Source organism: Pseudoalteromonas sp. MMG033 (assembly GCF_057197785.1).
This window is the reverse complement of the sequence record NZ_JBXVAL010000002.1, coordinates 782,662-800,082: the sequence shown is the minus strand read 5'-3', so window position 1 is coordinate 800,082 and position 17,421 is coordinate 782,662. Positions and strand designations below refer to the sequence as shown.

The 17,421-nt window shown below is 41.3% G+C and carries 14 protein-coding genes; 8 read left to right on the top strand and 6 right to left on the bottom strand.

Annotated features, from left to right (window positions below):
* Window positions 1–83 precede the first annotated feature (83 nt).
* From AC2CZC_RS24590 to AC2CZC_RS24580, 3 genes are all read left to right on the top strand, one after another.
* Complete coding sequence (locus AC2CZC_RS24590) at window positions 84–2,336, top strand: acyl-CoA dehydrogenase (RefSeq protein WP_484585004.1); 2,253 nt, start codon at window positions 84–86, stop codon at window positions 2,334–2,336.
* 85 nt (window positions 2,337–2,421) lie between these two features.
* Window positions 2,422–3,381, top strand: coding sequence for a phosphotransferase (locus AC2CZC_RS24585; RefSeq protein WP_484585003.1), 960 nt, complete (start codon window positions 2,422–2,424; stop codon window positions 3,379–3,381).
* A 2-nt stretch (window positions 3,382–3,383) separates the two neighbouring features.
* Window positions 3,384–4,214 carry an EamA family transporter gene (locus AC2CZC_RS24580; RefSeq protein ID WP_484585002.1) on the top strand — a complete coding sequence of 277 codons (831 nt, stop codon included), beginning with the start codon at window positions 3,384–3,386 and terminating at the stop codon, window positions 4,212–4,214.
* Here AC2CZC_RS24580 and AC2CZC_RS24575 read toward each other — a convergent pair.
* Both AC2CZC_RS24575 and AC2CZC_RS24570 read right to left on the bottom strand, forming a co-directional pair.
* Window positions 4,211–5,863: a S8 family serine peptidase gene (locus tag AC2CZC_RS24575; RefSeq protein WP_484585001.1), complete on the bottom strand. Its 1,653-nt coding sequence runs from the start codon at window positions 5,861–5,863 to the stop codon at window positions 4,211–4,213. The two genes, AC2CZC_RS24580 and AC2CZC_RS24575, sit on opposite strands and share 4 nt — an antisense overlap.
* Before the next feature lie 190 nt (window positions 5,864–6,053).
* Window positions 6,054–7,145, bottom strand: coding sequence for an ABC transporter substrate-binding protein (locus tag AC2CZC_RS24570; protein ID WP_484585000.1), 1,092 nt, complete (start codon window positions 7,143–7,145; stop codon window positions 6,054–6,056).
* A gap of 67 nt (window positions 7,146–7,212) precedes the next feature.
* Here AC2CZC_RS24570 and AC2CZC_RS24565 point away from each other — a divergent pair, with 67 nt between their 5' ends.
* A complete protein-coding gene (locus AC2CZC_RS24565) occupies window positions 7,213–7,599 on the top strand; it encodes a cytochrome b562 (protein WP_484584999.1) in 387 nt (128 codons plus the stop codon).
* 272 nt (window positions 7,600–7,871) lie between these two features.
* A complete protein-coding gene (locus tag AC2CZC_RS24560; protein WP_484584998.1) occupies window positions 7,872–11,927 on the top strand; it encodes a rhombosortase-dependent cadherin domain-containing protein in 4,056 nt (1,351 codons plus the stop codon).
* A 127-nt stretch (window positions 11,928–12,054) separates the two neighbouring features.
* Here AC2CZC_RS24560 and ykgO read toward each other — a convergent pair whose 3' ends face one another.
* On the bottom strand, window positions 12,055–12,192 hold the full coding sequence (gene ykgO, locus AC2CZC_RS24555; protein WP_080672543.1) for a type B 50S ribosomal protein L36: 138 nt from the start codon (window positions 12,190–12,192) through the stop codon (window positions 12,055–12,057).
* 99 nt (window positions 12,193–12,291) lie between these two features.
* Complete coding sequence (locus AC2CZC_RS24550) at window positions 12,292–12,549, bottom strand: type B 50S ribosomal protein L31 (RefSeq protein ID WP_063363675.1); 258 nt, start codon at window positions 12,547–12,549, stop codon at window positions 12,292–12,294.
* 190 nt (window positions 12,550–12,739) lie between these two features.
* On the opposite strand from AC2CZC_RS24550, the gene AC2CZC_RS24545 reads away from it, so the two are divergent.
* On the top strand, window positions 12,740–13,015 hold the full coding sequence (locus tag AC2CZC_RS24545) for a hypothetical protein (protein WP_237136587.1): 276 nt from the start codon (window positions 12,740–12,742) through the stop codon (window positions 13,013–13,015).
* A gap of 109 nt (window positions 13,016–13,124) precedes the next feature.
* Here AC2CZC_RS24545 and AC2CZC_RS24540 read toward each other — a convergent pair whose 3' ends face one another.
* A complete protein-coding gene (locus tag AC2CZC_RS24540) occupies window positions 13,125–13,778 on the bottom strand; it encodes a DUF6058 family natural product biosynthesis protein (protein WP_484584997.1) in 654 nt (217 codons plus the stop codon).
* 149 nt (window positions 13,779–13,927) lie between these two features.
* Here AC2CZC_RS24540 and dapA point away from each other — a divergent pair, with 149 nt between their 5' ends.
* Window positions 13,928–14,842, top strand: coding sequence for a 4-hydroxy-tetrahydrodipicolinate synthase (dapA, locus tag AC2CZC_RS24535; RefSeq protein ID WP_484584996.1), 915 nt, complete (start codon window positions 13,928–13,930; stop codon window positions 14,840–14,842).
* A 57-nt stretch (window positions 14,843–14,899) separates the two neighbouring features.
* Window positions 14,900–16,198 carry a DEAD/DEAH box helicase gene (locus AC2CZC_RS24530; protein WP_484584995.1) on the top strand — a complete coding sequence of 433 codons (1,299 nt, stop codon included), beginning with the start codon at window positions 14,900–14,902 and terminating at the stop codon, window positions 16,196–16,198.
* An 81-nt stretch (window positions 16,199–16,279) separates the two neighbouring features.
* Here AC2CZC_RS24530 and zapE read toward each other — a convergent pair whose 3' ends face one another.
* On the bottom strand, window positions 16,280–17,362 hold the full coding sequence (gene zapE, locus AC2CZC_RS24525; protein WP_484584994.1) for a cell division protein ZapE: 1,083 nt from the start codon (window positions 17,360–17,362) through the stop codon (window positions 16,280–16,282).
* Between the last annotated feature and the right edge of the window lie 59 nt (window positions 17,363–17,421).

The window sequence follows — 17,421 nt, the reverse complement described above, 5'->3', positions numbered from 1 at the left end:
TTAATTATTTCATTTGAGCAATTGATCTAAATTGATTTTTATGCCGTAATGTAGGTATATCTATCTGGTCGGATGAGTTTATTATGAGTTTAAGAACACAACTAAGAAAAATTTTACCTAGCATTTCTGTTACCGAACAAGAAGCCCTGGACGCAGGAGATGTTTGGTTAGAAGGCTCTATCTATCAAGGAAAGCCAGATTTTTCAGCTTTACGCTCAGTAACAGAAGCAAAGCTATCGGCAGAAGAACAGGCATTTTTAGATGGCCCTGTGAATGAGTTGATGGCAATGATCGATGAAAACCATATTCAAAACTCAAAACACTTACCTGAGCACATTTTAGAATTTTTGAAAAAAGAGCGATTCTTTTCTCTTATCATTCCAAAGCAGTACGGTGGTTTAGAATTTAGCCCGTATGCAAACTCAACGATTGTTGGCACAATTGCTACAAAATCGTCGGCAGTGGCAGTGACTGTAATGGTGCCAAATTCATTGGGCCCTGGCGAATTATTACTTCACTATGGCACTGCTGAGCAGCAGGCGCATTATTTGCCTCGACTTGCTAATGGGCGTGATATTCCTTGTTTTGCGCTGACAAGCCCAGAGGCGGGTTCTGACGCTGGCGGTATTCCAGATCAAGGTATTGTCACCAAGGGGATGTTTGAAGGCAAAGAAGTACTTGGCCTAGAAGTTACATGGGATAAGCGATATATCACGCTTGCACCCATTGCGACTGTACTTGGCTTGGCATTTAAAGTATTCGATCCAAAAGGGTTGCTAGGTGGTAAAGAATCTTTAGGGATCACATGCGCGCTTATTCCTAAATCTCACCCGGGTGTCGAGCTGGGCAATCGCCACGATCCAATGGGTATTCGTTTTTACAATGGTACAACGCGCGGTAATAAGGTATTTATCCCAATGGACTTTATTATCGGCGGTCAAAAAAATATTGGTCGCGGTTGGCAAATGCTCGTGAGCTGTTTAGGTGCAGGCCGAGGCATTTCACTACCAGCTTTAGGCGTTTCAACGAGCCAAGTGGCACTAAAATCTGCATCTGAATATGCAGCAGTGCGCGAGCAATTTGGTCTAGCAATCGGTCAATTTGAAGGTATTCAAGAAAAGCTTGCTGATATCGCGGGTAAAGCGTATTTGCAAGAATCTATGCGAGTTTTAACAACTGAAGGTCTTGGCATGGGGTTGAAGCCGTCAGTTGTGACAGCGATTGCAAAGTATCATATGACAGAGCTTGGTCGAGATGTACTTGATTCAGCAATGGATATATTAGCTGGTAAAGCAATTCAAACTGGACCACAAAACACCTTGGCGAGCGGTTATGTAGCACAGCCGATAGCTATCACTGTAGAAGGTGCAAATATTCTAACACGTAACTTGATGATATTTGGTCAAGGTGTGATGCGTTGCCACCCTTACTTGCAATCTATGGTTGAGTCAATTCACAGCGAGCAGCTAAATGCTGACAAAGAGTTCAATAAGATCCTAAGAAAAACGGTCGGATACAGTATTGGCAATGGTTTACGTGCATTTAAGCTAGGTGCATTTCCGTTTTTAGCCACTGGGTCGTCACGTTTACCTGAAGTGGTGCAGTATGAGAAAGCAGCACAGCAATTAGCGTCAAAGCTAGCTGTATACGCTGATTTCTCGCTACTTGTACTGGGTGGTAAGCTTAAGCAAGCAGAGCTATTGTCTGCGAGGCTTGGTGATGTAATGAGTTTCGTATACGCAGCAATGGCGTCCATTAGGTATTACGAGCAAAAAGTGTCAGAGCAAGATAGAGCGCAAGCTGCGCCTTATTTCCATTACGCGACGCGCTATGCACTTGTTGAAGCGGAAAAAGCATTACATAAGTTTTTGGATAACTTCCCAAATACTGCTGCAAGACGCTTTATGCGTGTGGCGACAATGAACTTTTCGCATCGTATGCCACAAATAAATGATGACTTGGTCAGAGAGCTTGCTAAAGCAGCACAGCTAGATACTTTGTTTAAGCAGCAGCTGACACATTTAGTGAAGCCAACACCGGGTGATGGACACGATATCAATGAGCAGGCCTATAAAGCCAAAATGGCATGTTTAGATTCGCTGGCAAAAGTGAAGAAAGCACTGAAAAAGAGAGAGATTAAAGCTGGCGTTACATTTAGCGATACATTAAATAATGCCTTTGTTGCCAGTATCGTAAATGAGCAAGAATATGTGCAGCTAGTTGATTATAACCGTAAGCGTGAAAAGGCAATTCGTGTTGATGAGTTTGACTTTGATTTGAACTTGGTTGAAGACAAAAATACCACCGAGGAGCTTAAAGCGGCAGTAAATCAATAAAGTCTCGATTTAAAAAAGCGAACGTCCAATTATTTCTATAATTGGGCGTTTCATATAAACTGCACAAAAAAGCGAGTATTTTTTTATGCAGTCATCTCTTTACAGTCAATATCTTCATTTATCACCTCAACAAAATCAAATATCTCAAACGCTCTGGAATGGCTGTGGTACGTTAGAAAAATGCCAAATAGGGACTCGTAAATATGCGATTAAGATTAGTCAAGTGCCTGACGACTTACAGCATGTCAATATTGAGCAAACTTCATTCTCTTTGCAAAGAAAGATCAAAAGTTATGTAAAAGAGCAACATTTTTACAGACATTATGCATTATGTTTACGAGACTTATGCTTGTTACCGCAAGCGATTGAGCTGCATGAAATTAATGGCAAATTTATTACTATACTTGAGGACTTTGAGCCGTTAGGTTTTCAAAACAAGAATTCAGTGTCTACTGTACATATTAAAAGGGTTTTGGATTGGCTAGCGACATTTCATGCTAATTGGCTGACAGAAGATACGTGCAATGATGAGTTTGAAACTTTTGGCTATGGAAACTATTGGCATTTAGATACACGCCCTGATGAATATCAAAAAATGCCTAACTCAGCTTTGAAAGAATCGGCTCATAAAATTGACGAAACATTGAAGCGTATTCGATACCAAACTCTTATCCATGGGGATGCTAAATTGGCAAACTTTGCTTTTGATGAGCACCGAGTTATTGGCTATGACTTTCAGCATGTTGGCTTAGGTAACGGCCTCAGCGATGTGATGTTACTTTTTACGACTGTGTTGAATAACGCACAGCTAGAAACAGAGTGCAATGATTTGTTAGCCTATTATTTCTCTCGACTACAACAAGCACTTGTGCATAAACAATCTACGATTAGTTTCTGTGATTTACAGCAACAATGGCAGGAAAGTTGGTGTTTAATTTGGGCTGATTTTTACCGTTTTTTGCAAGGCTGGCGCCCAGAACACCCGAAAATTAATGATTATATGAAAAAGCAAACGACAATTGCTTTGAGGCAAACTGAGAAATAAATATGGAATTTGCATTATTGAGCGCACTGAGTTGGGTTGGGTTTGATTACACCCGTAAACGATTGTCTGCGCATTTTTCCGCGCCCTTAATGTCCGTGATTTTCAGTGCCATTGTTTTACCTGTTTATTTAGTATATTGGCTTGTTATGAGTAGGGAATTACCACTTTCAGGTTACTATGTGCCTGCAACGGTAAGTGGTTTACTAGCAGGCATTGGCAGTGTGTGTTTCATTCGTGCTTTAGCACTCGGCAAAGTAGCCGTAATGCTCCCAATGTTATGCTTGACACCGGTTATTTCTGGGGCAGCAGCTTGGTTATGGTTCGGTGAGGCACTCTCACAGTTAGAGCTTATAGCTATCTCTATTCTTGTTGTCGCATCATTTTTACTTCAGGGAGGGCGCTTTACAATTCAGGAGCCCGGAATTGGCTATATTGTTATCACTTCAATTTGCTGGGGTCTTTGCATTGTATTTGATAAACAAGCTTTGATGTCTAGTCCTGTCGACTTTCATATTGTGTATGTCACTTTTATCGTACTGGCACTGAACGCGACATTGTACAGACCAGTGATAGTTTTTGATGAAATAAAGAAGTATTTATCAGTTTGGTTTTCTGCTGCGCTGTGCTTCTCGCTGGCAGTGACTTTTCAATTTATCGCTTTGGAGTCAATCCAACCGGGTATGCTAGAAGCGCTCAAGCGCGCTATTGGCATTATTGGAGCGGGTTTAATAGGGGTTTACCTATTTAAGGAAAAATTAACCCCAACACAATGGTGCTGTGTCGGGGTTATTTTATGCACAAGTGCAATATCGTCTATTCAGTTGGCAGGTTAGTTACATTTACCAACTTTGCTCCACACGTTAGTGAATACTGTTGGTTCTGCGCCACGTGACCACCAAGTTGATCTGTACTCATAACCTTTATATGAGACGCGGTCACCGACACGATAGAACGTAGACGCGCTCCACTCGCTAAGGCCAGTACAACCTGGAGGTGTTACCGCATCTTCTACTGTAACCTGCTTAACAATTGAATCAAAATCACCTGCTGAGTTTGTTACTTTAAGCGTTACATTGTATGTACCTGCTTGAGCATATGTGTGCGTTGGTGCGCTTTGCGAGCTACCGTTACCATCGCCAAATGTCCAATTATAAGTACCAGCAGTAGAGCCGTTTGTGAATGTTGCAGTTAAACCGCTTGTTGAGAACGAGAAGTTAGCCACAGGCACCGGATCACCACCGCCACCACAACTTTGAGCTAAGTAATCATATGCCGCTTTTGCTTGAACAATACCGTGGCCATAAGAAGTATCACGACCTGCTGCGCCTTTGTCTTTTGCACTGGCATTAAGCGCCGCGCGGATCTCTACATTTGAACAAGTAGGGTAGTTACTCCATACCAGTGCAGCTACACCAGAAACGTGTGGCGTTGCCATCGATGTACCACTAATACTTCTATAACCACCGTTGTTCCATGTTGAGTTAACGCCAACACCTGGCCCTGCAATTTCAACTTGGCTGTTGTACTGTGAGAATGACGCTTTATTTTCAGAGCTATCTACAGCTGCTACAGATACAACATTGTTATAAGATGCTGGGTAGCTAAGAGCACTGTTGCCACCATTACCTGCTGCTGCAATGTGTAGCATACCGCGTTGGTAACTTTGGTCGAAGGCATTTCGCTCTGCTGTAGACCTACCACTTCCACCTAAGCTCATGCTAGTGATATGTGCACCAGCTGTCTCACACTGGTTAATTGCTTCAATTAAATCTGAGCCGTAAGCCCAGCGACCTGAGTCGTTAAATACTTTAACGATGTGTAGTTTAAGGTTACCTGATGCATTCACACCAACCACACCAGTACCATTGCCACCTAGCGCAGCGATAGTACCTGCAACGTGGGTACCGTGACCGTTACCATCGTTATACCAAAGACCAGTATCGTTTGAGCCGTAACCGTCATCGCCCGTTACGCCTGCGCTAACTAGGTCTTCGTGGCTGCGCATGTAACCTGTATCCATGATACATACTTTACGGTTAGCAGCTGCTGCATCGCTTACTAATTTTGCTTGAACCATGTTAATACCATAAGGTGTTGATTCAGCGAAAGGTGCGATTTCGCTATCAATAAGTTCTGGTACGTATCGCTTTGGATCCACTTCGACAGTCACGACGTTACCATCTTTTTCAAGTGAAGTTAATTGCTCTGGTGTCAGTTCCATTACAACCGCATTGATGCTTGGTAATGTTTTAATCGCTTGCGCGTTTATATTGCTTGCAAACAAACTGAGTGATTGCGCTTTATAGTCTGTTAATTCAGCTTCTGTTAAGGCTACAGGGAATGTGTTGGCCATAGATTGTTCTTTTAGAGTAACGATCATACGTTCTGATGTTGCTGCTGTTGCAGAAGCAGCACCAAGCGCAGACGCAACGCCAAGGGCAAGTAAAGTATGTTTTTTGCTTGTTAGAATATTATGTTTCATTTTGTTTGTCCAAGTTACATGTTGTTAACCAATTTAACTAAAACAGGTATTTTAAAATCTGTCAATAGTGCAAAAAATGCGCTTAAAAACTTGGAGGAAAATATTTTTACATTAAAAATTTAATATGAAATACATATTCATCTAATGTTTTTATGGTAGATAAATATTGTGTGATTAAGTTTTAATCAGGTTAAAAATTTAATTCTTTGTTCAAGGTCATAATATTGTAACTTTTCTTTTGGTTGACAAATTGTGAAAAATCTATTTGATTTAGGTTGTTTTCATGTATTGCTTTGTAAACTGGTTCAAAAGTATGGTTATATGGTCTAAAAATCGCGACTTTTTGCGTGCCAATATATTTGATTAACCCTTGCTGATATTTTGCAAGTTCAACCAGTAGGTACCCGCCGAGTAATACGTGACCACCAATCGAGACATCCAACTTATCTACGTGTCCATTGTCCCAATTAATGCCACCTATTTTGACTTTGTCTCTAATGCCAAGCTCAATAGCGGCTTGATTGACACCAAAAGCAATTGCATCATTAGCACACCAGATCAATTCAACATCTCTATATCGCCTTAGCAAACCTCTTGCTAGTTCATGAGCACGTTTTTGAGACCAATGTGCATCAACTTTATCTATGACTTGTAAATTCGATAAGCGATTAATGTAGCTCAGTAGCCCTTGCTCTCGCTCTAATGCTGCGGTTGTCACAACATCGCCAAGAAAAGCCAGCATTGAATATGACTCAGGGTTTTGAGCCTCTTTTTGCACCGAATGCACAAGTTCACGAGCAAGTTCTTTTCCTGCCTGATAATTGTCAGGAAGTATGGCGGCTTTGATACCAAAACCTTTGGCACTGAGTCTGTTTATTTCAAGTTGGTTTGGGCTGTTTAAAAGAAATAGAATATTGGGGTGGGGTTTTACTGAGTTGAGGAGCACTTCGGTTATAGCACGCTTTTCGTCGACTAAAATAAGGTAATCGGCGTCCGATTCAAGTGCTTGTTTAGTCAAATCTTTCATTAAAATATGGTTGCGCTCAGCGTACAACACAGTGAGATCAATATTGGTATCTTGAGCAACCGCATTCATGACTTTTGATACATTTAACCAAAAATTTCCGGTTGGGTTGATACCGCCGGAACCAGGATTAACAAATGTCACTCTTAGGGGGCGGTCGTTTTGCTTTTGTAACGCGTCACAGGGTGGAGTGAAAAAGCTGCAGGTTAAGACAATGAAAAGTAGACGTATTTGTAAGATTAAAGTGGCTGTTTTCATTGCTTGTATTGTACCTTGTTTACAACGCTTATTTATATATACTAGCTCAAACTTTCGAGGGGGTGTTATGAAGTTTTTTTTTGTTATTTTTATGTTTTTTAGTCTTTCAGCCATCGCACAGCCGAGTGAACTAAACCAGCTCATGAAAAAAATGGGCCTTGAATACAAACTTGCTGTAAAAGCGCAATCTGCGGATGTTATGCACAAGCATTTAGCACAGTTCATTTTATTAGTTGAGCAAGCTAAAAAGCATCAGTTCCAACAAGATAAAAAGCAAAAATCTATTGAGGGTCTTAATCTCACAATTGCTGAGGCTAATAAAGCGATGGCGTTTGCAGGGACGGGCCGACTTGACGACGCTCGCAAAGTGTTACAAAAAGTCGACTCCTTAAGAACGGAGTATCATAAACTTCATGAGCCACCTAGCTTCTGGGAGCTTCTGTTTGGTCAATAAAAACGAAAGATTCTGATCAAATGTTCAAATTCCTTTTTATAAATGAACCATTAAAAAGTTTATTGTCAAATTGTGGTTTGTTACTACACTCATATCGGAAACCTATCTAAGAACGATGTTAAGTATATTTATTAAGGGGCCCTGTATTACAGGTATATTCCTAGATTGAGCTTACTTCGGCCCAATCTACCTTATTAATGCAGTTATAGTTAAGAAGTCTCGATTCCAAGCCTAGGTAGGCTCTTGAAATATTAAATAAAAGGGAAAAATGAATGAGACTTCTTCACCCCGTTAGCATTGCTGTCGCTATTGCGCTTGGCGGAGCAACATACGTAGCACTACAATCTCAAACTTCAACACCGTACGAACGTAAAGCTGAATTCCTAGAAAAGAAAGCTCAATCCAAGTCGCAATCGCCCAAGCGTTATGACAAGCCTAAAGAAGCGCAGGAGTTTTTCGTTCAGCAAAGACTCCCAGTAGGCGTACAATCATTACCTGTCGAAAAGTATTCTGCTGCATTGAAGCAGATCAAGCAAATGACACATTTTTCTATACCTTCAAATAGTGTGCTTGAGGACTTTTCGCTCCAATTGAATGCTCCAGATGGACAAAATCAGGAGTTAGGTCAGTGGCAGGAACTTGGACCTGGTAATATTGGTGGGCGTACTCGGACTTTAATTATTCACCCAACTGATCATGATATTATGTATACAGCAGGGGTAGCAGGTGGGGTATGGAAAACGACAGATGCTGGTGCATCGTGGACACCATTGAGTGATTTAGCCACAAACCTTGCTGTAACCACGCTTACTTTTGATCCCAATAATGCGAACACAATCTATGCGGGAACAGGTGAAGGCCTATTCAACTTTGATGCACTGCGTGGTGATGGTATTTTCAAATCTGAGGATGCAGGTGCTACTTGGACGCAAATTTCTAGTACCTCGAGCAATACAGATTTTCATTACGTGAATAAAATTGTTTTTAGTCCAAATAATGCCAATACACTTTATGTGGCGACACGTTCAGGTGTGCTCAAATCTTCAGATGGTGGAGCGAGTTGGGAAACTAAGTTTGTACCACAGGGGTCTTCAGCAGGTTGTACAGACTTGAAGCTAATATCTCAGTCTAACACAGATATTCTGCTTACTGCATGTGGCTCATTTAATACTGGTGGCGTTCACAGAAGTGCCGATGCCGCAGAGAACTGGTCGCAGGTAATCGCGGGGACAGAGCAGGGCAGAACGACCATTGCAGTGGCACCGTCAGATAACAATATTATTTATGCTTTGGCAGCTAATCGCAACGATCATGGAATGGATGCTGTTTATAAATCGACTGATATGGGGGTTAATTGGACAACCACAGTGACAAGGGCCACAGCTGACAGATTTACAAGTGTGCTACTCAGTAACCCGTATTTTGGACTATTGGATTTGTGTACAGGAGGAACTGCTCAATCATTTAATCAAGGATGGTATGACAACATCATAGCGGTTGATCCAGTAAACCCTGATGTGGTTTGGACTGGGGGTATAGATACATTTCGTTCAGATGATGGAGGTCAGACATTCGTACCTGCGAGTATTTGGTGGCTTAACCCAACAAATCCGCAATATGCTCATGCGGATCATCACGAGTTCGTTTTCCACCCAGATTATGATGGGGTAAATAATACAACGTTATATGTAGCCAATGATGGTGGTATCCAAAAAACAGATAATTCTCTTGGTGGCCGTTTAACAATAGATGAAGTGTGCGGTAATGCGGAAGCAGATCCTAATCAGCGTGTTAGTTGGTCGACACTAAATAATGGCTATGCCGTCACACAGTTTTATCATGGTACGGTTAAGCCAAGTGGAACGAGCTACTTTGGCGGTACACAAGATAATGGGACGTTAGTGGGTGAAGATGGGTCATTTAATGGCTGGGTCGAGATACTTGGTGGTGATGGCGGTTGGACTGCAATAGATCCGACTAATCCTAATATCATGTTTGCAGAGACTACCCGTTTGTCGCTGAGAAAGTCGACTGATGGAGGGGAAAATTTTTCAAGTGCGGTCAGTGGAATTTCTGGAGATAACGGATTTCCGTTCATCACACGTTTTGAAATGGCGCCATCTAATCCTCAAGTGTTGTGGATTGGGGGCAATCAGCTTTGGAGAACAAGCGATCAAGCTGACAGTTGGTCAGCAGCTTCGGGAGCGCTCGACGGTTCAGTATACTCTATTGGAATAGCGCCTAATACAGAAACTGCCGTCGCAGCGGGTACAAATAATGGAACTGTCTATGTTTCTTATCAGGCAGATCAAGCTTCAGCATCTTCGACTTGGGTAAGCTCTACGCTTGCGCAAGGAGTAACAATCAGCTCAATTGCATTTGACCCAGACAACAATCAAACAATCTACGCGACAGTATCTAATTTTGGCGCAACCCATGTTTGGAAAACAATGGATGGCGGTCAAACTTGGCAAGCAAGTGACAACGGACTGCCAGATATACCAGCCATGACAATTGTAGTTGATCCTGAAAACCCTCAGAAGCTATTTGTTGGTACTGATTTAGGTGTGTTTGTATCAGTTGACGGTGGGCAAAATTGGATGGCTGATGGTTCCGGCCTCGCCAATACCAATATTGCCAAGCTTGCGATTAAAGGAAGAGAGTTATTTGCGTTTACTCACGGTCGAAGCACTTATAAAGTGGCCATGAACACGGAGACAGTGGACAGAAGCTTTACGACTGATGAAGACACTGAGATTGCTGTTGGTTCGGCTTTTGTTGACAGTTTAAATAATGCTTTTGATTCTGTTGAAATTATGCAATTACCTAATAATGGAGCGTTAAAACTTGGGGAGCAGGTGCTCGAACAAGGAGCTCAGGTAATGGCACAAGATTATGGAAATCTAGTGTATATGCCAAGTGAGGATTTTTCTGGTGAAGATTCGTTTATCTTCGAAGATATGGCTGCAAACAATCAGCCTGTGCCCGCAAATGGTACGCTCCCTGAAGGGCAATATGCTGTAACGATATCTGTTACCCCTGTGAATGATGCGCCTGTCATAGAACCTCTAGAAGATGTTGAACTTTATATTGGGGAGTTAACGGAGTTAGACTTTAACGAAAAAGTTGAAGATGTTGACAATAATGACCTAATGCTGCACCTTGAGCCATCTGTGCCGGGCATGTCTTTCATTGACGGCGTTCTTGCTGGTAGACCTTTTACTGAGTTTGATAGTTCGATGACATTAATCGTCAGTGACGGCGAGTTGCAAACACAGCAGGAATTCAATATTAGTATTTCAGTCGCACCTGACAGAGGGCCTGTTATTGAGTCAGGCCAGTCATTTGAAGTAATGGAAAACAATGAGTCTGGAACGTCAATAGGTATACTGATGTTCAGTGACCCTGATCCGGATATTTCACCAGTGGAAAGCTTTATGATCCTTGATGAAGTGCCTTTTATAGTTGAGCCTACAGGAGAGCTGTTTGTTACGACAGAATTAGACTATGAAATGCAAAGCGAATATAGCTTCTTTGTTCGCGCAATGGACTCGTTGGGTAATTATTCAGAATACACTGAAGTGACAGTTGAAGTGTTGGATGAAGTGGGTGACGATGATGTTGATCCCGTCATTAAAGAAGAGCAGAAATTTGAGGTGATGGAAAACTCACCGATAGATACTGTTATAGGCATGCTCGAATATGAGGATCCAGATGCTGATGAGTCGCCTGTTGATGCTTTTGTTATCCTAGGCGATGTGCCGTTTGAAATTACACCGAATGGAGAAATTAAAGTTATTGGTGAAATTGATTTCGAAGTGAGCCGATCATTTGTATTTGGTGTAAAAGCAGTAGATACACAGGGGAATGAATCTGATTTCGTTGAAGTTAAAATCGATGTAATTGATGACCCAGAAGATGATCAGGTACCAGATAGGTCACCAATGATACCAAGCGGGCAAACTTTCGAAGCTAGAGAGAACACTGCGCTTGGAACAATTATAGGTCAGTTAGAGTTTTCTGATCCTGACTCAGACGTTTCTCCTGTTGAATCGTTTATGGTGATAGGTAACGCGCCTTTCAATATTGCCAACAATGGAGACATTGTTGTTCAAGGCGAATTGGATTTTGAGTTTCAAAGTGTGATCCGCTTTGGTGTAAGAGCACAAGATTCGTTTGGTAATGTATCAGAATACACAGAGGTAACGGTTAATATTATTGATGTCAGAGGCGACGATGATGATGACCAAGATGGAGATTCGGGTTCATTTGGCTTACTTGCGTTGCTCAGTTTACCATTGGCGTTGCTAAGAAGGCGTAGACGTTAATTAGAATTAACTAAAAAGCGGCGAAAGTCGCTTTTTTTTATATCTAGATGGTGATAAGAGGTGGGGGCTTTGTAAAGTGTAATTTTGAGCACTTTCGCAGCAAAGCGCTCATATAGCTATCAGGTAATTAGCGTTTCTTCTTCTTACCCTGCACAGCTTTAAATCTTGGATTTGTTTTACAAATCACGTAAACACGTCCGCGGCGCTTAACTACTTGACAACCAGGTCTGTTTTTTGCGCTTTTTAATGAACTTAAAACTTTCAACTTATGCTCCTTAATATGTTTTTACAACTTAACGCTTCAACGCGCTTGTTGAAGTTTACATCGCTGCACAGAGCAGCGATGTAAACTAAAAACCAATGCTTACTTAGTTGTAGCAGAAAGGTTTTTGAAACGGCGGTTGAACTTAGCAACACGGCCATCACTTGCAACGATTTTCTGCTTACCTGTGTAGAATGGGTGAGATGCGCTTGAAACATCAATTGGCACGTATGGATACTCAACACCATCGATTTCAACAGTTCTATCAGATTTAAGTGTTGAACCAACGATGAAGTACTTGTCTACTGCCGTGTCATGAAATGCAACAGCTTGATAATCCGGGTGGATATTTGCTTTCATAATAAATTTTAACCTTACGAAATGTGATAACGTCACAAATGGTATTCTATTTGAGAATAGTTTTCAATTGCTTATCTGAAATTTTTTTTACACTTTTTGTTTATTGATTATACGAATAAAGCAATTGTTACTGGATCTTCAATATCAGACTGTTATAACTAGAACCGAGATTGAGAAAGAGGACTACACTGTGAGCGAAGAATCACAACAATTAGACAACAGTGTCATTGCGGAACTGCAAAATAGGGATCATTCGTCGCTAGCTCAGCAATTGGATGAGTTAACTTGCGAACACAGTGACATTATAGAGCTACTGGCACAATATCAGGTTTTAAGTGAGCAAGATGATGACGAAAAGTTTGATACTTGGTACGACAACTTGTGCGAAGACAAAATGAAGGTCTTAAAAGGGTTTGAGATTTATAGAGCGCATTATGAACAGTTAGAGACTGTGAACAAGCCTTAAATAAACCTCGTTTACCCAAATAGTAAAAGCCACTTAGAGTAATCTAAGTGGCTTTTAGTTTTTTGGCTTCTAATCAGTAAACTGAAGTGCTGACAATATGTTCTGTATACTAACAAGTTGATAAATCATATTTTTGCATGACACTATCTATATATTTATATCTGAGGGAATCTTGGCGCTCGTGCGCGGCGTTATGACTTAAAGATCTATTGAGCAGCTTAAGTGCTTCATGCAACAAGGCACGTTGCTCCGTTGGCACAGTTATACAGGTTCTATCTTCAGTTATTTTATCAACTAAAGCACGGCCAAGGTCGATAAATACAACTTCCTCTACGGTACCGTCTTGACTGATCACACCGTATTTACTACACAAAAATTGCTGCCAAACTTGTTGTACATGCTCAATTAAGTCATCACCAAACTTATCATCTTCACTTACTATGCCCTTATCAGCACAGGCTTTTAGTGTAGTAATGTATTTATTCTGAAACAACTCATAAGCATGACTTGAGTGCTCAACTTCATGCCTAAGTAGCATATGGCCCCAATCTAGAGCGCCTCTAGGATAGTAGTCGGTTACCTCAACACATTCATACAAACCAAGATATGAGCTACATTTAATGAGATTATCAATACTGTAGCTCGCGTTAGGAAAAATACTGTTCTCTTGCCATTGCTGTAATTGTTCTGGCTCAACTTTAATTAAACTACACAGTTCATTGGCATCATAAAAGTTAGATTTTAAGTAGTCAGATAATCTCATAGTAATACTGGTTATTTATACAGTTATTTTTAGTTTGTATGATTTTTAGCACATAAGCAAGAAATTTTATAATTCTGTATATTTGGCCTCGGCATACCGGAGCAATTGTGATAAAACATATCGTATATAAACAACTAGCTAGAAATTGCATGCGAAGTATACAATCGATAAAAAAAGCCAGCTTAATTACGGCAATCAAAACCCCTTATCTTATGTCAGGCGAAATCGACTTGCAGGCGTATGACGCACTTGTCGAAGCGCAAATTGCAGCCGGAGTAGACGGCATCATTGTTGGTGGTACAACAGGTGAAGGTCAGTTGATGAACTGGGAAGAGCATCTGATGTTGATAGCCCATAGCGTCAATAAATTCGCAGATAAGCTGGTGATTGTTGGTAATACTGGCAGTAACAATACCCGAGAAGCGATTAAAGCCACTGAGTATGGTTTTGCGTCTGGTATGGATGCAGCACTACAAATTAATCCATACTATGGCCGCACATCAACTGCTGGTGTAGTTGAACACCTAGAACGTGTTTTAGAAATTGGTCCTGCTTTTGTATATAACGTCCCAGGGAGAACAGGACAAGATTTAACGCCTGATATTATTGAACCAATTGCCAAGCATAAGAATTTCATTGGCGTGAAAGAGTGTGCGGGTAATGAGCGCATTGCTCATTATGAGTCACAGGGTATTGCTTGTTGGTCAGGCAACGATGATGAAGCACATGATGGTCGTCATAAATATCAATCTCACGGCGTTATTTCTGTTACCTCAAACTTGGTACCAAAATTATTTAGACAGCTGATGGACAAGCCTGATGAGGCGCTAAATAGAGACTTACAGCCTTTGATGAGCTGGTTATTCTGTGAGCCCAATCCAATCGCTATAAACACAGCGTTAATCATGACTGGCGCTGTTAACCCAGTATTTAGATTACCCTATGTACCGCTTACGCGTGAGCAGCAAATTGAAGGGCAGACGCTTATCAATGCACTAGAAGAGCAGTATATTGTTGGTGGAAAAGCTAATTTAGTGGATGAAACGCTTCTTAAGCTTTGTTAATGCAAAGAATTGACGTATAATCTGCGACCCTTCAGTATTGGTCGCAGGTTTGCCCTTATGAATTTTAAATCGTTTAGTTTTCCAGAGCCGTTATTAAAAGCCTTAGATGAAATTGGCTTTACAGAGCTCACTCCGATCCAACAGGCGGCCATCCCTGTGATCAGAAAGGGTCATGATGTGCTAGCAACTGCACAAACGGGCACGGGCAAAACCGCGGCCTTTGCATTACCAGTTATCCATAACCTATTAAAGGGTACTTCAACAAAGTCACCTCGTGCTTTATTTCTCGCACCTACCAGAGAGCTTGCGGAACAAATCGCAAATAACTGTGAGGCGTTTACAAAGCATACTTCTCTTCGCACCGTTGCCGTATTCGGCGGCGTAAATGTCGATGGTCAAACTCAGCGATTAGCACAAGGTGCAGACATTGTTGCTGCCACACCAGGCAGGTTACTTGATTTGGTGCGCTTAGGCAGTGTTGACTTAGCTAACATTGAACATTTAGTGCTTGATGAAGCTGACCGTATGTTAGATATGGGCTTTATCGATGAAATGCAGCGTGTTATTTCACTGGCTAAAGAAGAAAAGCAGTTGCTATTATTTTCAGCGACTTTTCCTTCAGCAGTAAAGCAGTTTGCTAAACAGGTACTGAAAGAGCCAAAACTTGTGCAAACAGCACCGGAGAATACGACTGCTGAAACCGTACGTCACGTGGTATACCCAGTTGAACAGCAGCGTAAAAAAGAGCTGTTATCAGAGCTAATTGGTAAGAAAAACTGGCAACAAGTACTTGTCTTTGTCAACATGAAAGACGATGCTGATACTATCGTAAAAGAGCTGGAGCTGGATGGGATTGCAGCCACGGTTTGTCATGGTGACAAAAAGCAAGGCGCAAGGCGTCGTGCTTTGAGAGAGTTTAAAGAGGGCAAAGTTCGCGTATTAGTCGCAACTGAAGTCGCTGCTAGAGGGATTGATATCGAGGGGCTACCACGCGTTGTTAACTACGATCTGCCATATCTTCCTGAAGACTATGTGCACCGTATTGGCCGTACTGGTAGGGCTGGTAACAGCGGTCAAGCAATTTCTTTTGTAAGCAGAGAAGAGGAACAATTTTTACTTCACATTGAAACTTTGATCGGTCAAAAAATTAAGCGCTATTATTTACCAGGTTATGAAGTCGCAAGCCGCGAAAATTTAATCGATAATTTGAGTAAAAAGCCGAGTCACCAAAGACGTAAGGTACGTACTAACAGGCCAAGCAACCAAGCAAGTGGTGAAGCGCGAGTTAAAAACCGAAATAAAATTAGCTCAGTAAGAAGTCGCTTAAAAGGTGTGCAATTAAAGCTAGATAAATAGACACAATTTCTCACATGTGAAAGCGGGCTAATTAGCCCGTTTTTTAATGTGTACTTTAGAATTCAGAGCAAAGATATAAATCTATACGGGCATGTGCCAAGATTGCATCTCAACCAAGCGGCTTTTTGTCCGTTCAAATTCAAAAGCTAATAACTCACCAGCATAAAGTGTTTGCAACGAAAAATCTGATTCAATCACAATCAATTTTTTTCGGTCATAAAATTCATCTACAAGTGCGATAAAACGTCTAGCTTCGTCGTCTAAAGTGCGTGCTGATAGTGTCGATTTTTCTCGCATATAATTATCTTCGATACCTTGAGTCACGCAGTGGCGGTTTGGTGAAGCACCCATAGCAGGGACGTTTCTTATGAAAATAACATCATAGTCTAGTGCCAATTGAATGTAGTCTAGTGTCGCCCTTGGCGAAGAGCATAGAGACATAAACTCAATTAATAGGCCATTCTTACATTTTCCTAAAATAGCGATGGGGCGGTTGTGGATCTGTATATCTAAATCTTGGTAAGAACCTTCAAGAGTCTTAAACAGAGAAGAAAACGCACTGAGGTTATTTTCGAAGTAAAAGTTGGTGCGGGTGCCGTTGCTGAATCGATGATCAAGTTCACCGCTGACATTAACAAGACTGCAATGCGCCATGATTAAATCAATGGTTGGCTCAAATCGCGATCTTTGTAATCCATTTTTATATAGCTCTGTTGGGTGGCTGTTGGAGGTTGTTATAAAAACTATACCCGCTTTAAAAAAAGCCTCAAGTAATCCTGCGAGTATCATGGCATCGCCAATGTCTTTGACAAAAAATTCGTCAAAACAAAGTACTTTGGTATATTTTGCCCACTGTTTAGCAATCGCCTTTAAGGGATCTTTTTTTCCTTGGACTTGTCTTAATTGCTGGTGGATTGTTTGCATAAAATGGTGAAAGTGCAGCCGTTGCTTTTTCTCTACCAAAATAGTATCGAAAAACATGTCCATTAGCATGGATTTGCCTCGCCCGACAGGCCCATATAAATACACCCCCATCGATGGCTTTCCAGCTTCAACGTCAAGACACAGTTTGTCTAATATATTGATGGCACCTAATTGAGCCGGATCGAGTGATAAATGTTTGGTTGCAATTAATTGTTCATATTTATCTAAAAGGCGATGCATAAAAAATAGTATTTTGGACTTTTAATAATGATACGGTTAACTTAGCTAGAATAGAAGTG

Excerpts from the sequence above, each read along its gene's own strand:
- AC2CZC_RS24590 (WP_484585004.1), top strand. The coding sequence starts at position 84 with ATGAGTTTAAGAACACAACTAAGAAAAATTTTACCTAGCATTTCTGTT.
- AC2CZC_RS24585 (WP_484585003.1), top strand. The coding sequence starts at position 2,422 with ATGCAGTCATCTCTTTACAGTCAATATCTTCATTTATCACCTCAACAA.
- AC2CZC_RS24580 (WP_484585002.1), top strand. The coding sequence starts at position 3,384 with ATGGAATTTGCATTATTGAGCGCACTGAGTTGGGTTGGGTTTGATTAC.
- AC2CZC_RS24575 (WP_484585001.1), bottom strand. The coding sequence starts at position 5,863 with ATGAAACATAATATTCTAACAAGCAAAAAACATACTTTACTTGCCCTT.
- AC2CZC_RS24570 (WP_484585000.1), bottom strand. The coding sequence starts at position 7,145 with ATGAAAACAGCCACTTTAATCTTACAAATACGTCTACTTTTCATTGTC.
- AC2CZC_RS24565 (WP_484584999.1), top strand. The coding sequence starts at position 7,213 with ATGAAGTTTTTTTTTGTTATTTTTATGTTTTTTAGTCTTTCAGCCATC.
- AC2CZC_RS24560 (WP_484584998.1), top strand. The coding sequence starts at position 7,872 with ATGAGACTTCTTCACCCCGTTAGCATTGCTGTCGCTATTGCGCTTGGC.
- AC2CZC_RS24550 (WP_063363675.1), bottom strand. The coding sequence starts at position 12,549 with ATGAAAGCAAATATCCACCCGGATTATCAAGCTGTTGCATTTCATGAC.
- AC2CZC_RS24540 (WP_484584997.1), bottom strand. The coding sequence starts at position 13,778 with ATGAGATTATCTGACTACTTAAAATCTAACTTTTATGATGCCAATGAA.
- dapA (WP_484584996.1), top strand. The coding sequence starts at position 13,928 with ATGCGAAGTATACAATCGATAAAAAAAGCCAGCTTAATTACGGCAATC.
- AC2CZC_RS24530 (WP_484584995.1), top strand. The coding sequence starts at position 14,900 with ATGAATTTTAAATCGTTTAGTTTTCCAGAGCCGTTATTAAAAGCCTTA.
- zapE (WP_484584994.1), bottom strand. The coding sequence starts at position 17,362 with ATGCATCGCCTTTTAGATAAATATGAACAATTAATTGCAACCAAACAT.